Here is a 25474-nt window from a genome sequence, read left to right on the forward strand (position 1 = left end):
ATTCCACCTCATTTAAGAGATAAAGTTAAATAGTTCATCTACTTCCCTGATATAACCTTTTTGCTCAAGTGCCTCTTCCGAAGTTTGTCCCTTTTTATGCCCTTCAGCAACAATATAACGGATATCGTCTGTAGATTTTACAGAAGTATTAAGGTGAGTTTTTGATTTTTTGGGAAGCCGATTAGTCACATTTTCATTTTTAGTTTGGAGTTCATTTTTTTCTAAAAGCAACTTAGCAATTTGCGCATACATTAGCGAAGTATCTCCCATACCTTCACTAGCATCGTAAACCTGGTTCACAATGGCTTCTACCAATGTTGATGGTCGACCGAATTGCATTGCAAAGTCAGTTAGTTGCTTTAGAATTTCATCTTTCATCTTTTTTTGAAGAACCCGTGCATGATCCTCAGCAACACTACCGTGAATACTTATTCGATGAGACACATCCTTAATATAGCCATTTAGCGGCGCCCAATCAGGCTTTACCTCGTCTAATTCTTTATAAGCCGAGTAATCTCCTGAACGAATCTTTAAAAAAATAGGTTGTACTAGACCTAAACTAGTTGCTGCTACTTCACTAATTTGTCTTACCGTAATTTTTTCAGGACCACCATGTACTATTGCCTTTGATTGGACATGCATAAATAATTTTACTGCAAAATCAGGAATACCCATAGAGTAATGGTACATCGCCTCTTTTAATTTAGACGAAAGATCTGTATAAGATCGAGTATACTGTTGATCCCATAGGTTTTCTATAAAGTGCTCCCATTCCCAACTATCTGCTAACATATGACCTGATATATTCTCAGCGAACCCATTCGGAATCCCTCTGCGAGTATTTGCCAATGAATCCTTGAATAGATACAAAGCTTTATATGAACCTATTAGTATTGTTGGAATACCTAGCGTGTTGACAAGTTGTGTAATAAAATCAATCAAATTCTCCTCCCCGCCTGAATACGCCTTCTGAATTTTTTGGATTTCGTCGATAATCAGTACTCCTAGATTGACCTGTGCTGCTACTTGAATCATCCGCATGACTTGTTTGTCAATGGTGCCTGGCTTTTCGCCCCACTTATCATAAATAGCGGTACCCAAGGCCCTATCTACCTCTGCATAAAAGCTTTTAACAAATGTACCCACAGACTTATTATACGGGCACTCGACTTTTAACCAAACCAGTTGAGTTGTTGGAAGAGTTCTTCCATAATATTGACTATGATGAATAACCTTTGGAAAGAGCCGATTTAGTATTCGTTCATATATTTGTGATTTACCAAAACCATTAATAGCGATCTCCACTAAACTCTGTGATGTATGAATATTACCGGCTAAGTTCCTTCCGTCTTTATCCACCCCTGCCTTAAAGATATTATCTATTCCGATCGCAAACTGCCGATTATACATCGCTTGAAGCGGATTACGTGATTGGTATCCCAGCTTTATCATCGAGTATAAGTTCCTATACTTATCATAATGTGACGGGAATGGGACCCAAAAATCGGGCCTAATCTGCTGCACAAGTTCAAGTCTATCCTCTACAGGCAACTGATTAAACTCTGGACTTCTAGGAGGTTCTGAAGTAAGTGAATCAATAAAAGACTCAATCCCCTCACGTTCTGGTAGTGCTTCAATAAAGGGATTCCCACGATTTCTAGGATTCACTTGCTCTTTATATGCTGCTGTTACATGTAAACCATTAAAGCCTGAAAAACCTCCTTCATATAGTTGGCTCATCTTTTCTCCTCCTTTCCTTACTTTTTCTCGAAAACAGCATTTGGATATCGATATCACCATCTACAAGTGTCATTCTTTCCACTTCTGATTCCTTATCAGGAAAAGGTATAACCTCCGCGTTTGTTGGCGAAAGTCCATCGGCAATTTTTGAACCTTCTACGTGGGTTATTGCAGATATCGACCCCCAAACTTTACTATCAGTTGCACGTGTTTCACGCATATTTTGTTTCCTGGAATAAAGGCTAGTATCTTGAGTTACTCCTTTTGTAACCTTTGTGGCCAATTTATCAAGTTCACCTGCAAATGCATGAAGTTCTGCTTTGTGTTGCTTTTCATTCTTCTCTTGCTCCTTAATCTGGTTGTCACGATATTCAAATAATTTGTCAACCTCATCAAAGTGGAGGCCTTCAAATTCCTTTAATCTACCGGTAAGTAAACATGTTACAAGCTTTTTTCCACGCTTGATTAAAATACTACTGCAGTTTCTCGGATCATAGCTGATTTCTACTTCGCGCACCCCATCTATCCCTAAACCGTTTCCTTCAAACCATCCTTCATCAAGCCCTAGCTGAGAGGTATAGAATAAATTTTTATATTGGATACCAAATCGAGTTACCTTGCCAATTCCACGGGGCAACAAATTATGTCGAAGTTCATCCCTTGTTTTTTCATGGAGTAGTCTTCTTCCCTTATCCCAATTCCAGACTTTTAGAGGGGTCAACTCTACCTGCTCAGCAAACATCTCTTTAGTAGGAATATAATCTCTGCTTAGTGCACTTTTATTGTAGGTTAAGAAATATATGATCAAGAATCGGTTAAACTCTTCTATTGTCCATGCAGATTCGCGTGCAGGATCATAATCTCCTCTAACCATTTGTTTTGCCTCCGTAGATCCAGTTAACAATTGTCTGATCGTTTCATTCGTAATGTGGAAATGAGATTCTACGTAAGGTTTCAAATCTCCACGGTAGGAAGGAGCATTTAAAACGTCGACATTCAGGTTTACAAACCTTTCTGACATTTGGGCCTTAAGCTCTCCTCTGTCCCCAACTAGACTCTGAGGCAGAGCCTGGCATGGCCACTCTTCTTCTTTAATCCGAATACCGTAGCGAGCACAAAATTCAACTTTATTAGTTGCTGCATGATCTACAGCTACCATAGCTTCGAACCAAGATTCAGATGCCAAACTGACATAATACCCCACGATAAGCCTACTAAAAACATCTATTACCACATATAAGGTTGGCTTTCCTAATATAGTCTTACGGTCGAAGGAAACCAGTATGATATCAGACCGCGTTGCATCAACTTCATAAACTGCCCCTACACAGTGCGCTCTCTCTGATGCATTGCCAACTAGCGGACGAACATTCATCATTGCTCTTCGCTTTCCTCGTTTATTCTCTTCACGGCCAAATGCAGAGGTGTTGTTTGTGTACCAGTAACGAAACTGACGTAAGCTAGGCGACCGGTCGGGGTCAATAATTGGTACTCGCACACCATATTTTCTGTAAAACCCACGTTTATAGAAAGTCTCGCACATTCTTTCATGTGTCGTTGAAATATTCATTCCTTGTCGTATATGAAATAAACGTATTGAAGATTTGAAAATCTCAATATCAGTCTCAGTCACAATATACCTATTCTTCGAATAAGGACCTGGCTTATGCTTGTATACTCGCCCCTTTCCAGGCCCTCCACAGAACAGGTAATTATCCAATAAGCCATTTATAGACTTTCCATGGAACCAATATTTTAGTAAGTAATCCTTTATTACTTTAACCGGTTTTCCTGTCATCAGGTATGTTTCCCTTAGAAGCTGCCCTCTACTTTTGGATAAATAAATATCAGGTTCTCTTTGCGCGATTTCTTTTATAAGTTCCCAACGACGATTTCGATTTTCTCGATACTTTTCCAAGTAATCTTCATCAGGCGATAAAAGTTCTATATCCTCATCGAACTCGATAATCCTGCTTTTCCCCTCTGCTATCTCTTCTAATAGAACAGCATGGTTAATAATAATAGGCATTCTTTTCTTTTTAAAATCCTTAATGCTCATCAATACTAGATTTTTCAACTCTCCATCAATCCACAGAACTCGCAAGAGGTCTTCAGTTTCATAGTCTTCGGTTAATCTTTCAATCACAGAGTTAACAACAATGCCCACGAAACCCTCACTCCCTTCATTATGCAAAGCGACTCGAATGTTGTGTCCCAGTCAGATCTGATATGATCAGCGGTCTTCCCTCTTTAATAACATTTTTCTCAATTTCGGTCCCCCATCTCTTATTTGCAAGATTGTGTTGAAGAATAAACATTGAGGTGCCTGTTTGCAAGCCGAATAGTTTGTCAGCACGAAGACATAAATTGGATATCGAGGTTTCTCCAGCGTCATTGCTGAACAATTGAAAGAGCGGCTCCGAAACCAAAAATAACAATTCTTCATTGATACCCTGTCTAGTCTGTAAGTATTTTGCGCCCGCCATCCATTCAACGTTTTTGACAAGAATATCAGGGATTTTTTCCTCAGTAACTATACACCAGTCAATCCCCTCTTCTGCGAAATACAAACGCTCGATTTCAAATAATTCAAGTGTTCTTTTATCTAATTTATTTGTAGGCTTAATTGTCCGAATGACGTCTAGTTCACATTTTGGAGAAGATAATGTAAGTCTAAAATCGGTGGTCATAATTACTGGAGTACCATCAAGATTCGCGTGTTCAATCCCTAACTTTTTTGCGATCTCAATTGTTTTTTTAATAGGTAATAATGGCCACTGCTCTCTAATATCCACTACCCCGTCGAGCCACTCACAGTAATACAAATATTTGCGTTCATGTTCCGAGAGTGTATGATGTGTCCTTCCAGTCTTCCAGCCCTTATGACGGGTAATCCAGCCTTCTGAAGCGATCTTATTATCATGGGCTTGTATAAATGGTTGGTAGTCTGCTCCACTTCCGAACCCTCTGCCCTTTTTAATATAATTCTTCTGAAGTTGTTCCATTCGAGAGCCCCGCTTTGACATTCTCACACCTCCAAGAACAAAGTAATATATTAATTAATATATTAGATACCTATATACAACTGATGGCTTCGCCATATAAGGCGAAGCCATCAGATAATTTTAATTTATTACATAAATCATACAATTTTCATCCAATTTTTACAAGATTGTATATAGTATAAACTCCATTAAAAAGCTAGTAACATCTTATATTTTCTTTATTGTCTTGTTTCCGAAATAATATACAAAGCACGAGCTACAATGATAAATGCTTAAAAGGTAACGTGAGAACACGTCATTTATAATGACCTCTAAATTCGTTGGGAATCATCATTTTTATATCCATTGGTATCGCTCTGGATTGCAGTAACTTATGTATTAGGCAATGCGTGCATCTCATGAATGATATGTCACTCGGCTGCTTTCTTCTTTTTTACTGACTAAACTATCGTTTCCCTTAGCTCAATAACTTATTAAAAGCCCATATCAGTAACGTTCTCACATTCATAAATCCCCACTAGCTTAAGCCCTAAAAGGAGGCTGTCCTTGCTCAGTTAGATTTACAAGTTTCCTCTACATCGCAAATAGTTAAATTATTTAATATAACGATTCTGTATTCATGACATCCGACGAAGTCGTATGTGCCCAATTGCTTCTGCTTTCCCGAAATCCTTCTGCCGGACCGAGTGACGAATGCCCTGAAGCGTGAATACGGTGTTATCAGATGGTCGAGTCTTCTTCGAGTTGCTTGCTAACGTCTTTAGATTGTTCAGTCTTAACTGCTGTTTTAAATCCCTTATAAATCCTTGTTAAATCAACTTTAATTTTAGTGAATTCATCCCAAAAAGCTTTATGAAATCTATCATAAGCAATAAAGGTTACAACTGCTTGTAATACAAATGGTCTTACTTCATTCCATGCATCGTTCTTAATAATATGTAAATCCATATAAGTTTCGATTGATGTTATGAGTACAATAAGAAAAGCAAAACAATATATAATTAATTTAACTCGAATTAATTCAACAATCATCCTATATACTTCTGCAACTCTCGTTTTTGTTGAAGATGTTAAATTTAAAAGTTTGAAAATGTAATATCCCAAAACATGTGGAATATATGCATAAAAAATTAAAACTGATGTTATTGATATATATATAGAAACTGACTTGTTTTTTGTAATAAAGTTTATTAATTTATAAACTACTGCATATGATACATAGACTGTTGTAAGAAATGTATAAGATATCAATCCAATGAAAAACAAACAAAATGTTATAAGTAAAATGTATCCTATTAGCTTAGCAAGAAGTTCTATTGATTTAATTTTCCGTTTTTTGTTAATAACCTGCAAGATCAATGCCATAATAATACATGATAAAAATATGTATACTAGTAATAACATGTAAGACTGAAATGTCTCCACTGTGATTCCCCCAAATATTAATTACTCAACTTTCTGATATCGTTATTGCATTTTCACGAAACCGAGAGGCTTAAGGGCGCTTGCGCCCGGGTCGAAGACTTAGCCTCGCGTGATTATCTGCTGAATCCACTTCCCTGTATTACCTTCTGGCAGACCAAGGGCCTTATGGCCCGCAGTGTGAATGCTTTGTTATCAGAAGTCATATTCTTTTTGAATCAACTAAATATATCCTCTAATTCTCTTCCTATTACATTATCAAGTAATCTTAATTCTATTAAAATCAACCACTGTCTAATTAAAATCTCTTTTAGTTTTACTGATAAATCCTCATTACTATATTTCCTAAGAAAATCCACCTTGAATTCCTCAGAAAATGTATTAACTAATTTATCAAATTCTTCTTCATTAAACTGATAATTTAGATTATGGGCGTAATTGTTTCTAAATTTATTAATACAATTTATAGGAGCCTTTAATTCTAGTGGAATTATTCCCGTTGCTAATAAAATCCTAAACATACTAGAAAATTTAAGTTGATCGCCAAGCTCCCCGGGGTGCATTAGCCTTATTTTGATTAATTCTTTCATTTCATATTCAATATATAAGTGAGCACGTAATATAATCTGCAAAAAATTTTCTCCATCAGTATCTTGAATAAATTTGTCATGCTGCACTTCGAATTTTTCAGCGATTTCTTCTAAGCTACCAAGAAATTTTTCATCTAGCTTTTTTACTCGGTTTATTATAATGTCTTTATTTTTCATTTTTCCTCCAATATGATTTCTGATAACATCTTATTCACGAATTTCGTAAATAACTCCATATGTAATCTATTCGCGAGGGTTATTGAGCAATCCTGCCCGTTAGTTAAGGGAAGCGTACGAAAACAAGCGATGAATAAATTCCAACATTTAACTATCGTTCCCTCGATAACTTAATCGTTCATACAAAAGTGAATTCAGAACTAGGATAAGGTTTCATTGCTCAACCAATCATAAAAAAAGTCCCGATGATTTAAGACATCATCGGGACTTTTTTTGTCGATATTCAATGGGCCTATTCAACTTCTAGGACCAACTATTTTGTAAAGACACTAACTTTAATGTTTAAGCACCTACAATAATGTCTAGGCACCAACTTTAATGTCACCAGACACGATTTTTGGGGAAAGGTTATAACCTACTCCACAGTAACGCTCTTCGCCAAGTTACGTGGTTTATCCACGTCATGACCCAGCGCAAGAGAAGCATAATAAGACAATAATTGCAGAGGTACTACAGACAACGCTGCTGTCAGCATTGGCAATGTCTTAGGAATAACAAACACTTGATCCACTGATCTAAGCAGGTCAGTCAAATGCTCTTGGTGAGTGATTGCAAGCACGTCTGCGCCGCGAGCTTTCACTTCTTTGATGTTGCTGACAGTCTTCTCAAGCACAGCTTCCTGAGTTGCCAGGGCAATAACCGGAACGCCTTCCTCAATCAGAGCCAACGTACCATGCTTCAATTCACCTGCAGCATAAGCTTCGGAGTGAATATAAGAGATTTCTTTCAGCTTCAAGGAACCTTCTTGAGCAACTGCGTAGTCTACGCCACGGCCGATGAAGAACAGGTTCTTGTGCTCAGAAATTTGTTCTGCATAACCCTTGATCGCTTCTTTTTGAGCAAGAATCTCTTCCACTTGCTCTGGTAGAGCTTGCATAGCTGCTAGAATTTTAGCCACTTGTGCCTCAGTTTGTGTACCACGTACCTCAGCCAAGTATAGAGCAAACAATCCGAAGGCAATCAATTGTGAAGTGTAAGCTTTGGTCGACGCTACAGCAATTTCTGGACCTGCCAAGGTCACCAAAACATCATTCGCTTCACGAGCGATAGAGCTGCCCACTACGTTAGTGATCGCCAATACATGTGCACCGTTAGCTTGAGCTTCACGTAGAGCTGCCAAAGTATCTGCAGTCTCACCGGATTGGCTGACAACGATAACCAAAGTTTCTGGCGTCACGATTGGTGAACGGTAACGATATTCCGAAGCGATGTCATTCTCTACTGGAATACGAACCAAAGATTCAATCAAAGAGCGTCCTACCACGCCAGCGTTGTAAGCTGTTCCGCAAGCAACAACTTGGATGTTACGAATGTTCTTGATTTGTTCTTCAGTCATGTTTAGTTCAGGCAAGACAACCTTGTTTCCTTCGGCATTAATACGCCCCCGCATAGTGTCGCGATAAGCCTTAGGCTGCTCGTGGATTTCTTTCAACATGAAATGCTCGTAGCCGCCTTTTTCTGCGGTAACTTCATCCCAATCGACAGTAATCATTTCCCGAGAAATAAAATTGCCTTCAATTGTCATCAGTTCGACAGCATCTCTTGTCAAGACTGCCATTTCGCCGTCGTTCAAAATATATACGTTACGGGTATATTCAAGCAGTGCAGGAATATCTGACCCGATAAAGTTTTCTCCTTCGCCAAGACCGATGATGAGCGGGCTTGCTTGACGCACAGCGACCAATTTATCTGGTTCATATTCAGTCAGGACGCCTAATGCAAATGCACCGCGCATAAAGGTAATCGCTTTTTGCACAGCTTTCACGATATCCCCATCATATTCGCGAGCAATCAGATGTGAAATAACTTCTGTATCTGTTTCGGAGACAAAGTGGCATCCGCCAGCGATCAGCTCTTCCTTCAGATCCAGATAGTTTTCGACAATGCCGTTGTGAACAACCGAGAACTTCATGCTGTTATCCGTATGTGGATGGGAATTCTCATCGGATGGTTTACCGTGAGTTGCCCAGCGTGTGTGTCCGATACCTGCGCTACCTGCCAGTGGGCTGCCTTCCAGCTTCGACTGCAGATTCGCCAAACGGCCTTGTGCTTTCACTACTTGCAGTCCTTCGCCGGTGAATACAGCAATACCAGCGGAATCATATCCCCGATACTCCAGCTTCTTCAATCCTTCAACCAAGATCCCCTGCGAATTCTGATTACCAATATATCCTACAATACCACACATTATAATTTCCCCCGTCCGAGTTATCGTAATGTGGCGGCATAAGGAAAGAAACGTGCCGTGCGGCATGTTTTTGAGAAAAAGCAAATATTCTGTTGTATTTTGGATCAACAAAATAAACTGTCACTTACATCTTATGTTCATGAAATGCACAGCCTTCTTCTCTGCCGTGGCAAAACTACCGTGTTTCTTTACGATGCGCGCACACATGAATTTTTATATTTCTTATGCACCCATGAAAACGTTGTGTGAAAGGTCGCCCTTCCATTTTCCGTCTCCATTTACGGCTCTGGTGCATCACCGGGAGGTCCCCGCCGAACATTTCGAACACCTCCACCTCGTCAGCTTACGTCTGCCGTGATCCGTTCAAGCCTTTGTCTACATAACCATGTAGCAGCTTTCCCTTCTCCCCCGCGCTCGACCAAGCTCTGGCGCTTGCTATTGCAAACCTCACAATCCCCGCTTTCCTTCTAGAATGACACTTAATCTATTATATGCACCTTGTAGTACTTTGGCAATGCTGCACCAACCTAAATTTCACAAATCCCTGTTCAGACGATTCATCCAAAAATAATAAACCCCGGTGTAATGATCCCGAAACGATCTCGTTCATCACACCGGCTATAAAGTTATAGTAATGAATTATACCAATTCACGTTGAACAACTTCTACAATTTGATTCACATAAAGATCTAGATCTGCCTTATCAGGGCCCTCTGCCATGACGCGAATCAGAGACTCCGTACCGGACGGACGTACAAGCACACGACCATTGTCGCCTAGCTTGCCTTCTACTTCAGCGATAGCTGCTTCGATAGCCTGGTTGTTAGGATAATTCGTCTTATCTTGTACACGAACATTGACCAGCACCTGCGGGTATTTCGTCATCATGCCCTTAACCTCGCTAAGCTGTTTACCAGAAGCTTTAAGTGTATCTACCAGCTGGATAGCCGTCAGAATACCATCACCTGTTGTATTAAAATCAAGAAAGATAACATGTCCAGATTGTTCTCCACCTAGATTAAAACCGCCACGGCGCATTTCTTCCATCACATACCGGTCGCCTACAGCTGTTTTAGCAGTGTTCAGGGATAATTTCTCGGTAGCTTTGTAGAATCCGATATTACTCATAACCGTTGATACAATTGTGCTATCTTTCAGCTTACCAGCACGGTTCATTGCATCTCCACAAATACAGAGAATAAAGTCTCCGTCCACTTCATCACCTTTATTATCGATCGCAATCAATCGGTCAGCATCTCCGTCAAAAGCAAGTCCCAAATCCGCTCCATGACGTAATACTTCCTCACGCAAAGTCTCTGGATGTGTCGAACCAAATCCAGCATTAATATTCAATCCATCAGGCTCAGCACCAATAGAAATAACCTCAGCGCCCAGCTCTCTGAACAATCTTGGTGCAAGTTCATACGCTGCGCCGTGAGCACAGTCGAGTACAACCTTAATTCCCTTGAAATCCTGAGAAATGGTTGTCTTCAAATACTCCAGATAGAGGTACTTGGCGTCATTATCAACCGTAACCATACCTAAACCAGAGCCGATAGGACGAGGCAATTCATCTACCTCAGCATCCATTAGTTCTTCAATACGCAGCTCAGTTTCATCCGTAAGCTTGAATCCATCTCCGCCAAAGAACTTAATGCCATTATCCTCAACCGGATTATGTGATGCCGAAATCATGACCCCCGCATCTGCCTTTAATAATCTCGTAATATAGGCAACAGCAGGTGTACTCACTACACCTATACGGATTACATCTGCCCCAATAGACAGCAATCCAGCAATAAGAGCCGATTCAAGCAATGGTCCGGAAATACGTGTATCCATCCCAATGACAACCTTTGGTTTATGCACGTTACCCGCTAGTACATATCCTCCACAGCGACCAATGCTATAAGCCATTTCTGCAGTTAATTCACGGTTTGCTACTCCCCGCACACCGTCAGTTCCAAAATACTTCCCCATTATTTTTCTCCTTTGAATACGCTACATTAGCTTAATGTTCTATCCTATGATTTGAATACTATTTTGGTGTACCTTTGGGACATATCCTAAAAGACGTATTTCAATAAAAGGTTACGTGCCCCCTGTACCTACAGGATTTTCGGAATTCGTACTTGTGTTAGCTGTGCCATTATTCTCTGGACTGCTATCCGTGGGGACAGGCGTCGCTGTAGCTCCAACTTCTCCGCTATGGGTAGGCTTCTCAGTGGCCTCCTCATCGCCTATAACAGGTTCAGAGCTTGGCTCAGGAGTAGGTACACTACCCGTGTCTGGATGAGGCGTAGGCACCGGCGTTGCAGGTGACAGCAACTGAACAGTTACCGTAAGCGGCACACTTGAATTAGCCAGTGCGATGAATTTAGGCAGTGATACCCGTAAAGAAACCTCGTGAGTTCCGGCAGTAAGGCCAGTCACATCAGCCACAACACCTATATCGTCTTTATTTAATTGATTTAGCAAAGTAGGTGCACCTGTTAAGGTAAGGGCTATATCCTTGCTTGTTGGATTAACAATACTTCCTTCTAACTCATCACCGACACCCTGTAACTTGATGGGTACCGCTTCAACCGTCCGTTCAGCAATTTCTGAAATCGTTAATGAAACGCTCACGGTTTCAGGCATTACTTTCTCAGTTCCTGCCGGAGGTTTCAGTTCTACCTTCAGCTGCTTCGTTCCTGCAGAATCTATAGCGCTAAGATCGACAGTTGCTTCATAGGTAGATAATGCAGCTAATGCATTGGCTTGACCATATACCACGACTGATTCCAGCTCAGGTGTCACATTTGATAAGACAAGAGAACCCGGAAGTTGTCCGGTAAAGCCGATATCCAGCGGTAAGCTCTTAAAAGGCAAGGTAATTGGCAATTCCACCGAAACGGTAGCCGGCTCAATGACGGCATCCTTCACTTCTTTTCCTTCGTTATCATAAGCATGCAGCTTCAATTTCTTCTCTTTAAAGGTTTCGTTCTCGCCATTTAGCTCAATAGTGCCTTGTACCTTCACCACTTTGCTTAACTCATTATCTGGCAGCGTAACCTCAACAGTATCCGTAGGCTGCAAGACTGGGGTACCTAATTGATACCCCGCTGCTGGTTCTCCCTTGGTAACCAAAGTTACGGGAAAAGACTTTGTATTTCGCAGCTCTACATGTACGTTGACCTCTTTAGGAGTCATTCTTACAAGAGTTACACCTCTAGGTAATGAATACGAGAGTGGCAGCGTATTATCTCCAGGCTCAACCTTACTTAGATCAAGGGTCACTTTATAGTCGTCCGAGAACTGAAAGGAGATATCGGAGTTCTTCCCCTTAACCTCCATACTGACACTATCTACATCCTTGTATTCCAGCACATATTTATCTTTATCTAGACCGATCTCTTCGATCTTTACATTCTCAATAATCTTCGACTTAGTATCGACCGTGGTCTGTCCAACAGGTGCTGTGTCGACACGCACCATTGTAAACAGAATAATCCCAAACACAAGGGCAAGAATCTTATTGAAATTGTTATTGTTCATCCACTTATCCATGATTTTTGTCCCCCTTCCGTTTCCAGAAAGTTGAACCTTTCTCCTTCAGTGATGAACTTACACTCAGCTCTTGATGGAGCTTCGAAATCATTGATTCTTCCTTAATGTCCCTTACAATTTGACCATTGATGGCCAGAGAAATCTGTCCTGTCTCCTCCGAGACAATGACAGACACAGAGTCCGCAACCTCACTAATCCCGATAGCCGCACGATGTCTTGTCCCCAGTTCCTTGCTAATAAAGGGGTTCTCAGACAAAGGTAAATAACATGCAGCCGCGGCGATCTGGTTCCCTTGCATAATAAGGGCTCCGTCATGCAAAGGGGTGTTAGGTATAAAGATGTTAATCAGCAGCTCAGAGCTGACCAGAGAACGCATGGCGATACCCGACTCCGTATATTCATTGAGGCCTGTCTCTCGCTCGAATACGATTAATGCCCCTATTTTTCTATGTGATAAATAATTTACGGCTTTAATCACTTCGCCAATTAATTTACTGAGTTCTTCATCACTTTCCCCAGCCCGTCCGAAAAACCTACCTCGTCCAAGCTGCTCCAGTCCCCTTCGTAGTTCTGGCTGAAAGATGATAAAGACCGCCAGTACCCCGAATGTAAACATTTGATTCATCAGCCATTTGAGCGTATAGAGGTCTAGGATGGTACTCACAGCCCAAATCAAAACCAGGACCAGAATCCCCTTCAGCAGCTGAATCGCTCGAGTTCCGCGGACCATATTAAGCACTTTATAAATAATGTAGCTGACGATCAGTATATCAACAATATCTTTAATGGAATCTTTCCATGTTAAGTCTGTAAAATAACTCATTGCCTAAAACCCCCGTCATTTCATATTAGCTGGGTTTATGTAAAATGTCTGTTAGATCTGTATCAATATCTAGGTTATAACGTTCAGGCTCCAGTTGCAAGTTTAGCCCCTCACCCATTTTCTAAATTTTCTAATTTTAGGCAACAAAAAAGCGCCATCTTTCCGGAAAAAGAGGCGCAAAATAATATTCCAGCTCAAGGTAACCACTGTCGCTTTCTTTAACGGTAGGCAACTTCAGAGAACATGTTCGTCACTTTATACCAGAGCCAACTTACCGCTTGGTCTATGCTTTTGACTTGCCCGGAAATATGAGCTGTTGAAGCCTGATACAGAGAACCGTCAATGACTGTTACGTTTCCGTTCACTTCCCCATATACCTGTGCTTTACCATTCTCTATGGTAAGGTCACCGGTAATAATCTTGCCGGAAGGTACGATTACAGTATCCCCTTTGATGACCACTTGATCCAGATCTGCACCTCTAACTACAAGTTGTCTATCTGGACTCCAAAAGGTTACGGAGCTCATCAGCATTACGACTAGAAACAGAGATGCCGCTGTAAGTGCAGGGTGTCTCTTGATCCAGGTAACAAAAGCATTTTCTTTCTTGGTCTTTGGCAATGAACTCATTATCCGGCTCACAAGATCATCTGAGGCAACAGGATTCTGATGCATTAGGGAGAACATCAACATATCTGTCTGTTCTAATTCTTTAAACTTTGCACGGCAATCTGGACAGGATAGAAGATGCTCCTTCAATTCCCTCTGCTGCTGATCGGGCAAGTCGTCATCCAAGTAGTCGTGCATCATAGAGACGGCCAGTTTGCATTCCATAGGAGCCAATCCTTTCATGAGTGCTATTTAATTATCCTAAGACAAAGGGTCAGGACACATAAGACTTGCTTAACTTACATACGTCGCTCTCCCAAAGATGTTTCATAAAAAAAATCTATTTTTACATTTTAGGGCCTAATTTTTTACGTAAAAACTCACGACCTCTGTGTACACGCGTCTTAATCGTGGTTACAGGCATGTCGAGCACATCACTTATTTCCTGAAGCGACAAATCCTGCAGGTATCTAAGAATCATCACAGACCTGTATTTCACAGGCAGACTGTCAATGGCCTCATAGATTAGCCCCTGCGTCTCAGAGAGCAGTAATTCGGTCTCAGGTGTTACATTATCACTTGGAATCAACGAATAGCCGTCAAGGCCCTCCTGATCGTTCATATCTGCATCGAGCGAATAGGTTGGTTTCCGTTTGCGTAATCTATCAATACAGAGGTTCGTTCCAATCCGATAAATCCAGGTAGAGAACTTCTGTTTGTCATCATACCGATCCAAGTTTCTATACACGCGCAAAAAGGTCTCCTGAACAATATCCTCCGCCTCATGGCGATTGTTCAGCATCCGGTACGCCAGATGATATATTTTGTCTTTATATAGTTCCACAAGCTCGGCAAATGCTCTTTGGTCGCCTTTTAAGGCGAGCTTTGTCAATCTGCCTTCCAAATTCTCCACCTGTTAACTCCCCCAGACTTGCCGCCCTTGGTATTTATTTTCAAATATCCACGGTACAAGCAATTAAATCGTAATTCAAGTTTGTGTAAAAATCAAGGATTGTATTGTAACCTTCTCTGTAAACTGAGTTAATTTCTAGGAATAAAAGATAGGGTGAATACAATGACATTCCTAAGAATGTTGGACTTTCGGTCGCTGTTATCCTCTGATTTCCTGATTATAAACCGCATATAGCGGTCGAAATCTGAGGATAAAGGCGATCGCATTCGCTCCTACAGTTCCAAAATTCTTCTCCATGCCCTCTTTCACCCGAATTTATTATTCTTATCATTTCCCTCTGCCTACATCTCGGTTACATGGGTGGTGCAAGAAAGATCAATATTGGGCAAAGCACCACAATATTTTTCAGGACAAAAGAATCACTTCGCAGCACAATATTTAGTTTTATGAGCAAAGTAACTCGTATTAGGCAACAAAATCATCCCGTCGGTTGAATAGGCTTCTGTTAGTTTAAATTTGTCGCATATGGAGCAGACATTGTTGTACTTTCCGCAGGGTTTTCGGTGATTTGGCGTGTATGGACTCCAATGTAGGTTGAGGATTTCATTTTAATGGAACGAGTTATAGGGAAAACCTCCCTATAAATTAGGTCACAGCTGTTTTATGACCAAGTTATAAGGAATTTCTCCCTGTATATTGGCCAAATTCAATTAATTACACCAAGTTCAGCTGATATAAAGGGAACAATTCCCTATATTTTATCGAAATGACCTTATAATACCGATTTACGGGTAATAATTCCCTTTAATTCAGCATTTTGACCCTAAAGCAGAGAAATATGAAACTTAAAAATGTTAATGTGTGCGAGCAGACAGTAATTCCTATAAAGAAGCAAACAAACACGGGCTCCGGCGCTCCTTTTGTGTATCCTTTGCACACATTCCTGGCAAAGTCCATAACGCGTGTGTCATAGTGCATCGCTTTATTTCGGTCTATAATGCTTCTATGAAGAATATTGGTCAGATGATGACCGTGCATTTCCATGAATCCATGAAAGTAATCTTTTAGAATCTGCCGGATACTGCATAATTCCTATACAAGCACAAAAAGTCCACCCTAATAAAGGGCGGACTTTTTGTGTTAAGACTATATCAGCCGGTATTCCGAAGACCAGCGGCAATGCCATTGATGGTAAGCAATACTTCGCGGAGCAACTCGCTATCGTCTCCATCGACTTCACGGAGCGCTCTAAGCTCAGATAGCAACTGAACCTGCAAGTAGCTAAGTGGATCAACGTAAGGATTGCGGAGTCTGATCGACTCCTGAATCACAGGGACGTTATCCAGAATATCCTGCTGGCCAGTAATCTTCAGGATCAGCTCAGAGGTCAGTTTGAATTCATCTTCAATCTGGCCAAAGATCCGTTGACGCGCTTCCTCGTTCTTGCCCATGCTGGCGTATTCCTTAGCAATGATCAAGTCTGCTTTTGAGATAGCCATTTGCAGCGTATCTATCAGTGTAGTAAAGAATGAGAAGTTCTCATACATATGCTGCATAATCTTCAGATTCTTTTCCTTACCCTCATAGAAACTCTGCAGTCCGGTTCCAGCAGCATACCATGCAGGAAGCAAATAACGGCTTTGTGTCCATGCAAATACCCACGGAATGGCACGCAAGTCTTCAAAGCGGTCACTGTTCTTCCGTTTAGAAGGACGTGAACCAATGTTAAGCTCTCCAACCTCAGGCAGAGGTGTTGATTCTTTGAAGTACGTCAGGAAGTCCGGATCACGGAAAATCAAATCCTGATATTTGTGAAGCGAAACTTCAGAGATACGGGCAACAATCTCATCCCACTTCTCTTCATATAGATCCGCTTGCGGAATTCTTGCATTAATCGCTGCAGTCACAAGCGCAGATGTCGCTTGCTCTAGACTGCGGTAAGCAATCCCTTGCATTGAATAGCGGGAGGAGATAACTTCTCCCTGCTCTGTGATCTTAATCCCGCCACCAATCGTTGAGGCTGGCTGAGCAAGAATGCTGCGGTTAAGCGGCATGCCACCACGTCCGAGCGCTCCACCACGTCCGTGGAAGAACTTCAGCTTGATTCCGAACTTATCGGCTGTAGCTGTAATCTCTTTCAGAGCAACACGCAGTTCCCAGTTCGCAGTGACCACACCGCCATCTTTGTTACTATCTGAATATCCAAGCATGATTTCCTGCAAATCATTCATTGCTCTTACTGCATCACGGTAGATAGGCATGCTGAGCAATCTATTCATAATTTGTGGGGCTTCATGCAAATCATCAATCGTTTCAAAAAGTGGCACAGCTTGCAGCGTGCATACGACAGTACCGTCGTTATCTTTGCGGAATAGTCCTACCTCTTTGGAGAAGACCATAACCTCCAGAATGTCGCTTGCCGCTTCTGCCATACTGATCAGGTAACTGGTGATACACTGTTTGCCGTACTCTTCTTGCGAAGCAAAGATCGTCCGGTACACAGCAAGACATTCCTCAGTTCCCTCACTATACGTCTGATAAGAAGAAGTGATTGGACGTGGATCATTCAACAGCTTCTCCAGCAGCTCAATCTTCTCATTCTCAGACAGTTTGGAGTAGTCCGGTGTAATATTCATTTTCGCCAGAATTTCAGTCATGGCATTCTCATGTTCTTGACTGTGCTGACGCACATCAAGTGTCGCCGTATGGAAACCGAACAGCTCCACTTGGCGGATCAATTTCTTAATATAAGTGTCGGCCACATAATCGGCATAGTGATGCCGTAAGCTGCGGTCAATCACGTTCAAATCATCGATAAACTCTTCAGGTGTAGAATAACGCTCAGGAGTATCTTTTTTCTCATCATCCAGAACATTTTGTGTCTTGGAGATCATATAGCTAAGTTTAATACGGTAAGGTTCATTGTCATTGCGCCATTCTTCCATCTTGCCAAGATTAATGATCTCACGATCAGCTTCAATGGATGCGGCTAGCTCAGGCGTCACCTTAACAATACTTGTGCTAAAGCTTAGATATTTCATGAGTTCACGCATAATCCGTTGATATTCCCGAATCGCCAGCTTACGCTGCATGCGCAAGGTCTGTGAAGTAACTGTAGAAGTTACCGAAGGGTTACCGTCACGGTCTCCACCAATCCATGAGCCAAAACGCAAGTAGGTTGGTACATGCCAATTCTGCCCTGGGTAGTATTTACTGAGACAACGTTCAAGTTCCTGATAAACATCGGGCAATACATGGAAGATCGTCTCATGGAAATAGTACATCCCATTACGTACTTCATCTAGTACGGTAGGCTTACGGTCACGCAGTTCATCCGTTTGCCATAGCGTAATCACTTCATTTAATAGCTTCTCACGGAGCTGTTCACGCTCCCGGAAGGTTAAGGTAGGGTTATCCAGACCCATAACATCATCAGATATCCGCTTATGAATATCGAGAATAGCACGGCGCATAGCTTCCGTTGGATGTGCCGTCATTACAAGTTCCAGAGATAATCCTGCAATAATCTCGTTAACTTCCTCATGAGAGAAATCACGTTCACGAAGCTCTTTAATCGCGCTTTCTATAGAACCGGGTTGGACTGTCTCCCCAGCTGAACGTTCATAGTCACGTTTGCGGCGAATCCGATGGTTCTGTTCGGCAATATTCACGAGCTGAAAATAAATAGCAAACGCTCTTATTACCTGATGACGGTTCTCTGGATCCAAAGAATTGATTAACTCCTTAAATTCACTGTGCAGTTCAGGTAAAAATAGTGAGCGCAGCGATTTACTGGTTTCGCGAATTTTCTCCACGATCTCTAGTAGTTCGTTACCGCCTTGGTGAACCAAGACCTCTCCTAAAATGTTCCCCAAGAACCGTACGTCCCGTCGCAGCAGATTGTTAGAGTTGCTTTTGCTGACGGTAGTCGTAAGTTCGGTCATGCTGCTCCCCCCATTCTCTTCCGGATCAATGTGTTAATTATTGTCTGTCTAAAAATCGCCTATTAAAGCTTTCCTCATATCATACAATAAAACTGCGTGAAAATCTCCAACTATTTTGCGCTGTAAAGCGACACAGCATCTAAGATTATACACCAATTTCTCAATTTATACAGTCCTTATATTTTATGTATTCTTTCTTATATATAATGGCTCTAGCATACCTTCATTATGTGTATTTAAATACGGAGCGTTCGAATCTGATCGATGAACAGGCCAATAAGCGGAGAATAATGACGATCACGGTTATACGAATAATAAATATGTCTTTGAAAATTATAATCTGGAATGGTGCGCATTAGCAATCTTCCTCTGGCTACTTCATCCTCCACAGCAAGACGCGATATAAACGAAACATACCTTCCACTCATAAGCGATTGCTTTATGGCCTCCAGTGAATCCAGTAAAATATAGGTCCTCGGCTCATTCCCCTCCCGCTCAAACCATTTATCCGTCAGTTGGCGTGTACTTGATTCCTTGTCATGTAATATAAAACTCGCTGAAGCAATCATAGCCGGGTTTAGATTAGAAAACGAAGCAAATTCATGAGATGGCGCAAATACAAGCACGAGTTCGTCCTCACACAAGGCTTGAGTATGCAAATCAGGCAGATAAAAAGATTCTGTAGACAAAATACCAAGGTCAATCTCATGGCTAGCCAGCATTTCTTTGATTACAGGGGAAGGCTTAACCGATAAAGAGATCGTAATCCCTGGATGTTGTTCTCCAAACAGCCCCAATATTTTCGGAAGAATATAAGTAGCTGGAACGTAGCTCGCACCAATCTTAAGCGTTCCGCGACCCGCCTGACTGAACTCTTTTACAACCCGCTCCGCTTCTGCAGCTAGTGCATTGATTTTAGTCGCATAATGAAGAAACGCTTTTCCACTCTCCGTAAGAATCATTTTATCCATTCTGGATTCAAATAACTTCTCCCCCAATTGCTGCTCTAAATTCTTCAAATGGTACGTAACAGTGGGCTGCTTCAGTCCGAGTTTATCGGCTACTGTAGTTATTTTCTTATGTTTATTTAGCAGTTCTACGATTTCCAGCTTGATTAAATTAAGGTTCATTTTTCTCCACTCCCTCGCCTATTCCCTAAACGGTACCATAGAAGAATTCTATGAATGTTAAAATAAATCGGCAAAAAAGTTAATATCACAGTTACATTCAGCAAATATAGCGGGAATTCTTTACCTTTACACTAAGAACAAGCTTAAGAACAGGCAGGTAGATAGAGATGAAGGAAATTACAATCCACAGTTTGGAAAAGAAATTCGGAGATGTGCATGCTTTGAAGGCGGCAGATCTGAAGATTCCCGCTGGAAGCTTTACGACATTACTCGGTCCTTCAGGTTGTGGAAAGACGACACTACTCCGTCTGATTGCTGGGCTAGAAACACCGGATGCGGGAGAAATCCTAATGGATGAGGAGTTTATTTTCTCAGGCAACAAAAGAATTAGTCGCCCGATCCATAGCCGCAACTTTGGCATGGTCTTTCAAGATTTCGCACTCTGGCCGCATCTGACTGTCTTCGAGAATGTCGCCTTCGGACTTCGAGCCTCTAAGCAGAAGAAAGATTTACGGATTAGGGTTCAGCAAGCCCTTCGTTCTGTAAAGCTGGAAGGACTCGAGCTACGCTTTCCCCATCAGCTGTCCGGTGGACAACAGCAGCGGGTTGCTTTTGCCAGAGCCGTAGTTACTAGACCCCAGCTCGTATTGTTCGATGAGCCTTTAAGTGCACTGGATGCGGTCTTGCGAGATGAAATGAGGCTGGAGTTAACCTCCTTGGTGAGGAACATGGGCATTACCGCTTTATATGTTACCCATGATCAAACCGAGGCGATGTCTATGTCAGATGAAGTGGTCGTTATGCAGGGCGGCACGATTTTACAAACAGGCTCTCCTGAGGAGATTTATCAGAAACCAAATCATCCCTTTGTAGCTCATTTTATTGGAAAATCCAACTGGATCGTTCCTGATAAGCAAATGCTTCGTCCGGAACATTTACGTTGGTCTCAGGAGGATGCTTCCTCTCTACCTTTTACAGGGACTATTCGACATGTGAGCTATATGGGTGACCGTTATGAAGTCATTCTGGACATGGAGAATGGAATCACTTGGACCGCTTATCATGATCAACGTTTACCTGTTGGAGAAACGATCCAGATCTATGCTTCTCAGCATCAGATCCATCATCTGAATTAAGCGTCCACTGCATGGAATAGCTATGTTTAATGCTGTTCCATGCAGCAAGATGCACAAAAAAATATTTGGGAGGCATTCAAATTGAAAGCAATGAATAACACTAAAGGACTTAGCACACTTCTTCTAACAACTATAATCGGTGCGAGTTTAGTTGGCTGTAGCTCCTCTAACACGCCTGCAGCTAACGCAAGTAACCCAACTTCAAATGCTAACACTACAGCTCAAACTGAAGCACCACAACCAACAGAGAAATCTCTGAGTGGCAATCTTGTTGTCTACAGTGCAGGTCCTGAGGGTCTAGCCAATAAAATTAAAGCAGGCTTTGAAGCCAAAACCGGTGTTAAGGTCGAAATGTTCCAAGGCACAACCGGAAAAATATTAGCCCGTATGGAAGCTGAGAAGTCCAACCCAGTTGTCGATGTTGTCGTTCTAGCTTCCCTTCCGTCCATGCAAGGGATGAAGAAAGATGGATTATTACTTCCATATAAAGAGGCGGTTAATGCAGATAAGCTCGTTAGCGATTGGTCAGACACAGCAGATGGAAATTATTTCAGCTATAGCGCATCCGCACTAGGGATTGTCTACAATACCAAAAAAGTTAGCACACCACCGACCTCATGGGATGACCTCACCAAAGCGGAATGGAAAGGAACCGTCAATATTCCAGACCCTTCGCTATCAGGCTCGGCTCTTGATTTCATGACTGGGTATTTAAGTGCTAAAGGGGACAGTGGCTGGGATCTTTTTAAACAATATAAAAGCAATGAAGTAGCGATGGCGGGCGCCAATCAAGAGGCACTTGATCCGGTGATTACCGGTGCTAAATCCGTCGTTGCCGCAGGTGTAGATTATATGGCTTATAAAGCAAAAGCTGACGGAGAGCCTGTAGATATCGTCTACCCTGCTGAAGGAACCGTAATCAGCCCTCGTCCAGCTGCGATTATTAAGACAAGCCCGAATGTAGATAATGCTAAAGCTTTTATCGACTATCTTCTATCCGATGAAGCTCAAGCGCTTGTTGCCAAAGCTTACTTGCTGCCAGGCAGAACCGATGTGAAAGCAGAGAATCGTGCAAATCTCGAAGAAATTAAGACATTTGATGTGAAATGGGAATGGATGAACGAACACAGTGATGGAGTTTCCTCAACATTCACACAAATTTTTAAATAAGCGTAATGAATATTAACTCTTTGCGCTCATTTAAATGGGTGAGCGGCGGACTTGCTTTATTTATACTGACAGTGCTTGTACTGCTGCCACTCCTGCTCATCTTCTGGACCAGTATTTATCCGAATGAGCAGCTGGATATAGCCGCGCCACTACGAACTATTATGGGTAGTCATGATCTGGTAGAGGTACTGCTGAATTCTATCGGGCTTGGGGTAAGCGTCATTCTACTAACTACGCTATTTGCACTACCTCTGGCTTGGATTATGGCTAAGACGGACTTAGGGCATCATAACTGGCTCGATGTCGTGCTGTTAATCCCGTTTATGACACCACCATACATTGGTTCTATGGGTTGGATGTTGTTTATGCAGACAGGTGGGTATATGGAGCAATTTCTACCTGTATCCTCCGTGCTGACTCCGTACTTCTTTAGCTATGGAGGGATGGTGCTGATCATGAGCCTGCATTTATTCCCCTTCCTGTATTTACTGCTGCGTAATGCACTTTTGCAGATCGGGGGCAATCTGGAGGAAGCAGCCTCTGTTCATGGTGCTCCGTTCTTTTACAGATTTAAAAGAGTAATCATTCCCTTGCTATTATCCAGCTATGGGCTTGGAGCTCTTCTCATCTTCGTCAAAACGATTGCCGAATTTGGTACCCCTGCGACCTTTGGTCGTAGGATCGGCTTTTACGTTCTGACCTCTGAGATCCATAAGTATATCTCTAGCTGGCCGATAGATTTTGGAAAAGCTACTTCACTAGCGTCCTTGTTGCTCGGAGTTTGTCTAGTCATGTGGTACATCCAGACTCTAATTAGCAGCCGTTTCTCTTACCGCCTAATTGGAGGAAAAGGGACGCGCACTAAACGTTATAAGAGCACGGGAATCGTAGGGGTTCTTAGTTGGGGGTATGTTATTTTATTACTTCTATCATCTATCGGCATTCCTTATTTCTCGATCATTACAGCCTCATTATTGAAGCTGCGCGGAGAAGGCGTATCTTGGAGCAATTTAACCTTCAAACATTATGCCGAGCTGCTATCACCCGGTTCTCAAGGTCTTGAAGCCTTATTAAATAGCTTCACATTAGCTATCGTTGCTTCTAGTATCGCGGTTATTCTTGGGACTTGGTTTGCTTTAACCGTAGGAAAAGGAGCTACATTCAAGCAGAAAATTACAGATCTGTTCAGTTTGCTTCCCAACACTGTTCCTGGAATTGTAATCGTAGTGGGATTAATTCTGCTTTGGAATGCTCGCTGGATGCCTATCCCGCTCTATAATACCTACTGGATGGTTGTGCTAACCTATGTTGTGCTGTTCATCCCCTATACCGTTCAATATGTAAAAGCAAGCTACGGGCAGATCGATTCTTCCCTCATGCAAGCGGGACAAGTATTTGGTGGAAGCAAGCTTTATGTGTTCCGCCGTATCCTGCTCCCTCTCATCCTTCCGGGGATGGTGGCTGGCTGGATGATGACCTTTACCATTTCCAATCGGGAACTGGTAGCCTCCTTACTCATTCTTCCACCTTCAATGCAGACATCGGCGACCTATATTTTTGCCCAGTTTGAACAAGGTGCAGTAGCGATGGGGATGGCCATGGCCGTAATCTCTGTAGGCGTTACCACTATATTACTACTAGTCTTAGAATATTTAAGCCCAGATAGAAAGCGGAGACAACAATGAGCACACTAACGATTTGGGGAGGGGCCGGAGAGCATGGCCGTTCCTCCTATCTTTTGCAGAACAAGGGTGGGAAAGCTGGGATTCTACTCGATTGTGGTGTCAAAAAAGAAGGCCCAGGTGAATACCCCCTGCTAGATACAGATATCATTCCTCATTTGCAGGCCGTATTTCTGTCTCATGCGCATGAGGATCATTCCATAGCCCTTCCCCTACTATATAAGTACGGATATTCAGGTAAGGTATGGACAACGAAAGCTACCGTTAAACAGCTACCCGATTATTTCGAAGCTTGGGATAAATATGTGGCTGCTCAGTCCGCATCATTACCTTATGGAGAAATAGATAAGCAATCTATTCAGTTCATGTATTTGGAGGAGCATATCCCCCCTCAGACTTGGCTGAGGGTTGCACCTAATCTTCGAGTACAATGGGGGCGAAGCGGACATTTAGCAGGTTCGGTTTGGCTGATCCTCGAATGGGATGGAACAATCGTATTTTTCTCAGGGGATTATACGAAGGAGTCGCTGCTGCTCATGGCAGATTCACCAACGATTGTGGAAGCCGGAGCTAAAGATGCCGTCGATCTATCCATTATCGATGCCGCCTACGGCGCGGATCCTGATGAGCAGCTTGTAAAGTTACAGCAATTAGAGTCAGCTATCTGTAGCACTCTGCAAAAAGGGGGTTCAATCCTCCTTCCGGTACCTCTCCATGGCAGAAGCCAGGAATTGATCGTATGGGCAAGCGAGTGCTTCCCCGATGAGCAGCTGATCGTCGAAGAAGAGCTCGTAGCACCGTTAAGAGGTTTGAGCGATAAGGCCGAATGGCTGAAAGAGGACGCTATTCAGCGCGTAGATATGCTTTTTAATAGAAAGAACTTGTGTATTGTATCTAACCCAGACGACCGCGCAAAGGCATTATTGAATCTCAAGGGCGCAATCGTATTTACCAATGATGGGATGATGCAGTCGGCAAAAGCACAAGAGTACTTTCATCAGCTCTCTTCTTCTCCTGACAACCATGTGATTTTTACGGGACATTTGGCAGCGGGTAGCCTCGGACACCGTCTCGTTAAACAATCTATGGTAGAGCAATCTAGCAACACGAGATGTAAAGTTTCACTCATACGCTATAAAGTCCATCAAGGCTTGCCAGACATTCGAGACATGCTCCAAACGCTTCCCAGCCGCCGGACGGTACTCGTTCATGCTCCCAAATCGCATATCGATCATGTTACTTCTATATTAGAAGGAGAAGGTTTTGCAGGACTGTACTCTTTACTTCCGGGTAATACGCTTTCGTTCTGAAGCTTAACTATGTAATCTTGTGATGGA

General features: G+C 42.2%; 17 protein-coding genes. 4 read left to right on the plus strand and 13 right to left on the minus strand.

The window, feature by feature from the left end:
* Positions 1 to 12: 12 nt before the first annotated feature.
* The 13 genes from M2444_RS21340 to M2444_RS21400 form a co-directional block, all read right to left on the minus strand.
* A complete protein-coding gene (locus tag M2444_RS21340) occupies positions 13 to 1740 on the minus strand; it encodes an AAA family ATPase (RefSeq protein WP_280787976.1) in 1728 nt (575 codons plus the stop codon).
* Positions 1724 to 3907: a Mu transposase C-terminal domain-containing protein gene (locus M2444_RS21345; protein WP_280787977.1), complete on the minus strand. Its 2184-nt coding sequence runs from the start codon at positions 3905 to 3907 to the stop codon at positions 1724 to 1726. The genes M2444_RS21340 and M2444_RS21345 overlap by 17 nt, the downstream gene beginning before the upstream one ends.
* A 19-nt stretch (positions 3908 to 3926) precedes the next feature.
* Positions 3927 to 4766, minus strand: coding sequence for a TnsA endonuclease N-terminal domain-containing protein (locus tag M2444_RS21350; RefSeq protein WP_280787978.1), 840 nt, complete (start codon positions 4764 to 4766; stop codon positions 3927 to 3929).
* Positions 4767 to 5465: 699 nt separating this feature from the next.
* Complete coding sequence (locus M2444_RS21355; RefSeq protein ID WP_280787979.1) at positions 5466 to 6170, minus strand: hypothetical protein; 705 nt, start codon at positions 6168 to 6170, stop codon at positions 5466 to 5468.
* Between the two features lie 215 nt (positions 6171 to 6385).
* Positions 6386 to 6934: a hypothetical protein gene (locus M2444_RS21360; RefSeq protein ID WP_280787980.1), complete on the minus strand. Its 549-nt coding sequence runs from the start codon at positions 6932 to 6934 to the stop codon at positions 6386 to 6388.
* 415 nt (positions 6935 to 7349) lie between these two features.
* The gene (gene glmS, locus M2444_RS21365; protein WP_094871743.1) at positions 7350 to 9182 is read right to left on the minus strand and encodes a glutamine--fructose-6-phosphate transaminase (isomerizing); all 1833 of its coding nucleotides are present in this window, start codon (positions 9180 to 9182) and stop codon (positions 7350 to 7352) included.
* Between the two features lie 639 nt (positions 9183 to 9821).
* Positions 9822 to 11162 (minus strand): phosphoglucosamine mutase, encoded by a 1341-nt coding sequence (gene glmM, locus M2444_RS21370; protein ID WP_094871744.1) that lies wholly within the window; start codon positions 11160 to 11162, stop codon positions 9822 to 9824.
* A 111-nt stretch (positions 11163 to 11273) separates the two neighbouring features.
* Positions 11274 to 12731, minus strand: coding sequence for a CdaR family protein (locus M2444_RS21375; protein WP_094871746.1), 1458 nt, complete (start codon positions 12729 to 12731; stop codon positions 11274 to 11276).
* The gene (cdaA, locus tag M2444_RS21380) at positions 12724 to 13554 is read right to left on the minus strand and encodes a diadenylate cyclase CdaA (RefSeq protein WP_060625814.1); all 831 of its coding nucleotides are present in this window, start codon (positions 13552 to 13554) and stop codon (positions 12724 to 12726) included. Before cdaA ends, M2444_RS21375 begins: the two co-directional genes overlap by 8 nt.
* A 218-nt stretch (positions 13555 to 13772) precedes the next feature.
* Positions 13773 to 14387: a zf-HC2 domain-containing protein gene (locus M2444_RS21385; RefSeq protein WP_042192079.1), complete on the minus strand. Its 615-nt coding sequence runs from the start codon at positions 14385 to 14387 to the stop codon at positions 13773 to 13775.
* Positions 14388 to 14508: 121 nt separating this feature from the next.
* Positions 14509 to 15075, minus strand: coding sequence for an RNA polymerase sigma factor SigW (gene sigW / locus M2444_RS21390; RefSeq protein ID WP_042192081.1), 567 nt, complete (start codon positions 15073 to 15075; stop codon positions 14509 to 14511).
* A gap of 1151 nt (positions 15076 to 16226) precedes the next feature.
* A complete protein-coding gene (gene ppc, locus M2444_RS21395) occupies positions 16227 to 19019 on the minus strand; it encodes a phosphoenolpyruvate carboxylase (RefSeq protein WP_280787981.1) in 2793 nt (930 codons plus the stop codon).
* 236 nt (positions 19020 to 19255) lie between these two features.
* On the minus strand, positions 19256 to 20149 hold the full coding sequence (locus tag M2444_RS21400; RefSeq protein WP_094871749.1) for a LysR family transcriptional regulator: 894 nt from the start codon (positions 20147 to 20149) through the stop codon (positions 19256 to 19258).
* A 167-nt stretch (positions 20150 to 20316) separates the two neighbouring features.
* On the opposite strand from M2444_RS21400, the gene M2444_RS21405 reads away from it, so the two are divergent.
* The 4 genes from M2444_RS21405 (at position 20317) to M2444_RS21420 (ending at position 25447) form a co-directional block, all read left to right on the plus strand.
* Positions 20317 to 21285 carry an ABC transporter ATP-binding protein gene (locus M2444_RS21405; protein ID WP_094871751.1) on the plus strand — a complete coding sequence of 323 codons (969 nt, stop codon included), beginning with the start codon at positions 20317 to 20319 and terminating at the stop codon, positions 21283 to 21285.
* A 90-nt stretch (positions 21286 to 21375) separates the two neighbouring features.
* Entirely contained in the window at positions 21376 to 22455 is a 1080-nt protein-coding gene (locus M2444_RS21410; RefSeq protein WP_280788004.1) for an ABC transporter substrate-binding protein, read from the plus strand.
* Positions 22456 to 22460: 5 nt separating this feature from the next.
* Positions 22461 to 24140 carry an ABC transporter permease gene (locus M2444_RS21415; protein ID WP_094871754.1) on the plus strand — a complete coding sequence of 560 codons (1680 nt, stop codon included), beginning with the start codon at positions 22461 to 22463 and terminating at the stop codon, positions 24138 to 24140.
* Positions 24137 to 25447, plus strand: a complete 1311-nt coding sequence (locus tag M2444_RS21420) for an MBL fold metallo-hydrolase (protein ID WP_280787982.1) — start codon at positions 24137 to 24139, stop codon at positions 25445 to 25447. Before M2444_RS21415 ends, M2444_RS21420 begins: the two co-directional genes overlap by 4 nt.
* Positions 25448 to 25474: the final 27 nt, after the last annotated feature.

The organism is Paenibacillus sp. PastF-3 (genome assembly GCF_029893135.1).
GTDB lineage: Bacteria > Bacillota > Bacilli > Paenibacillales > Paenibacillaceae > Paenibacillus_AQ > Paenibacillus_AQ nitricinens.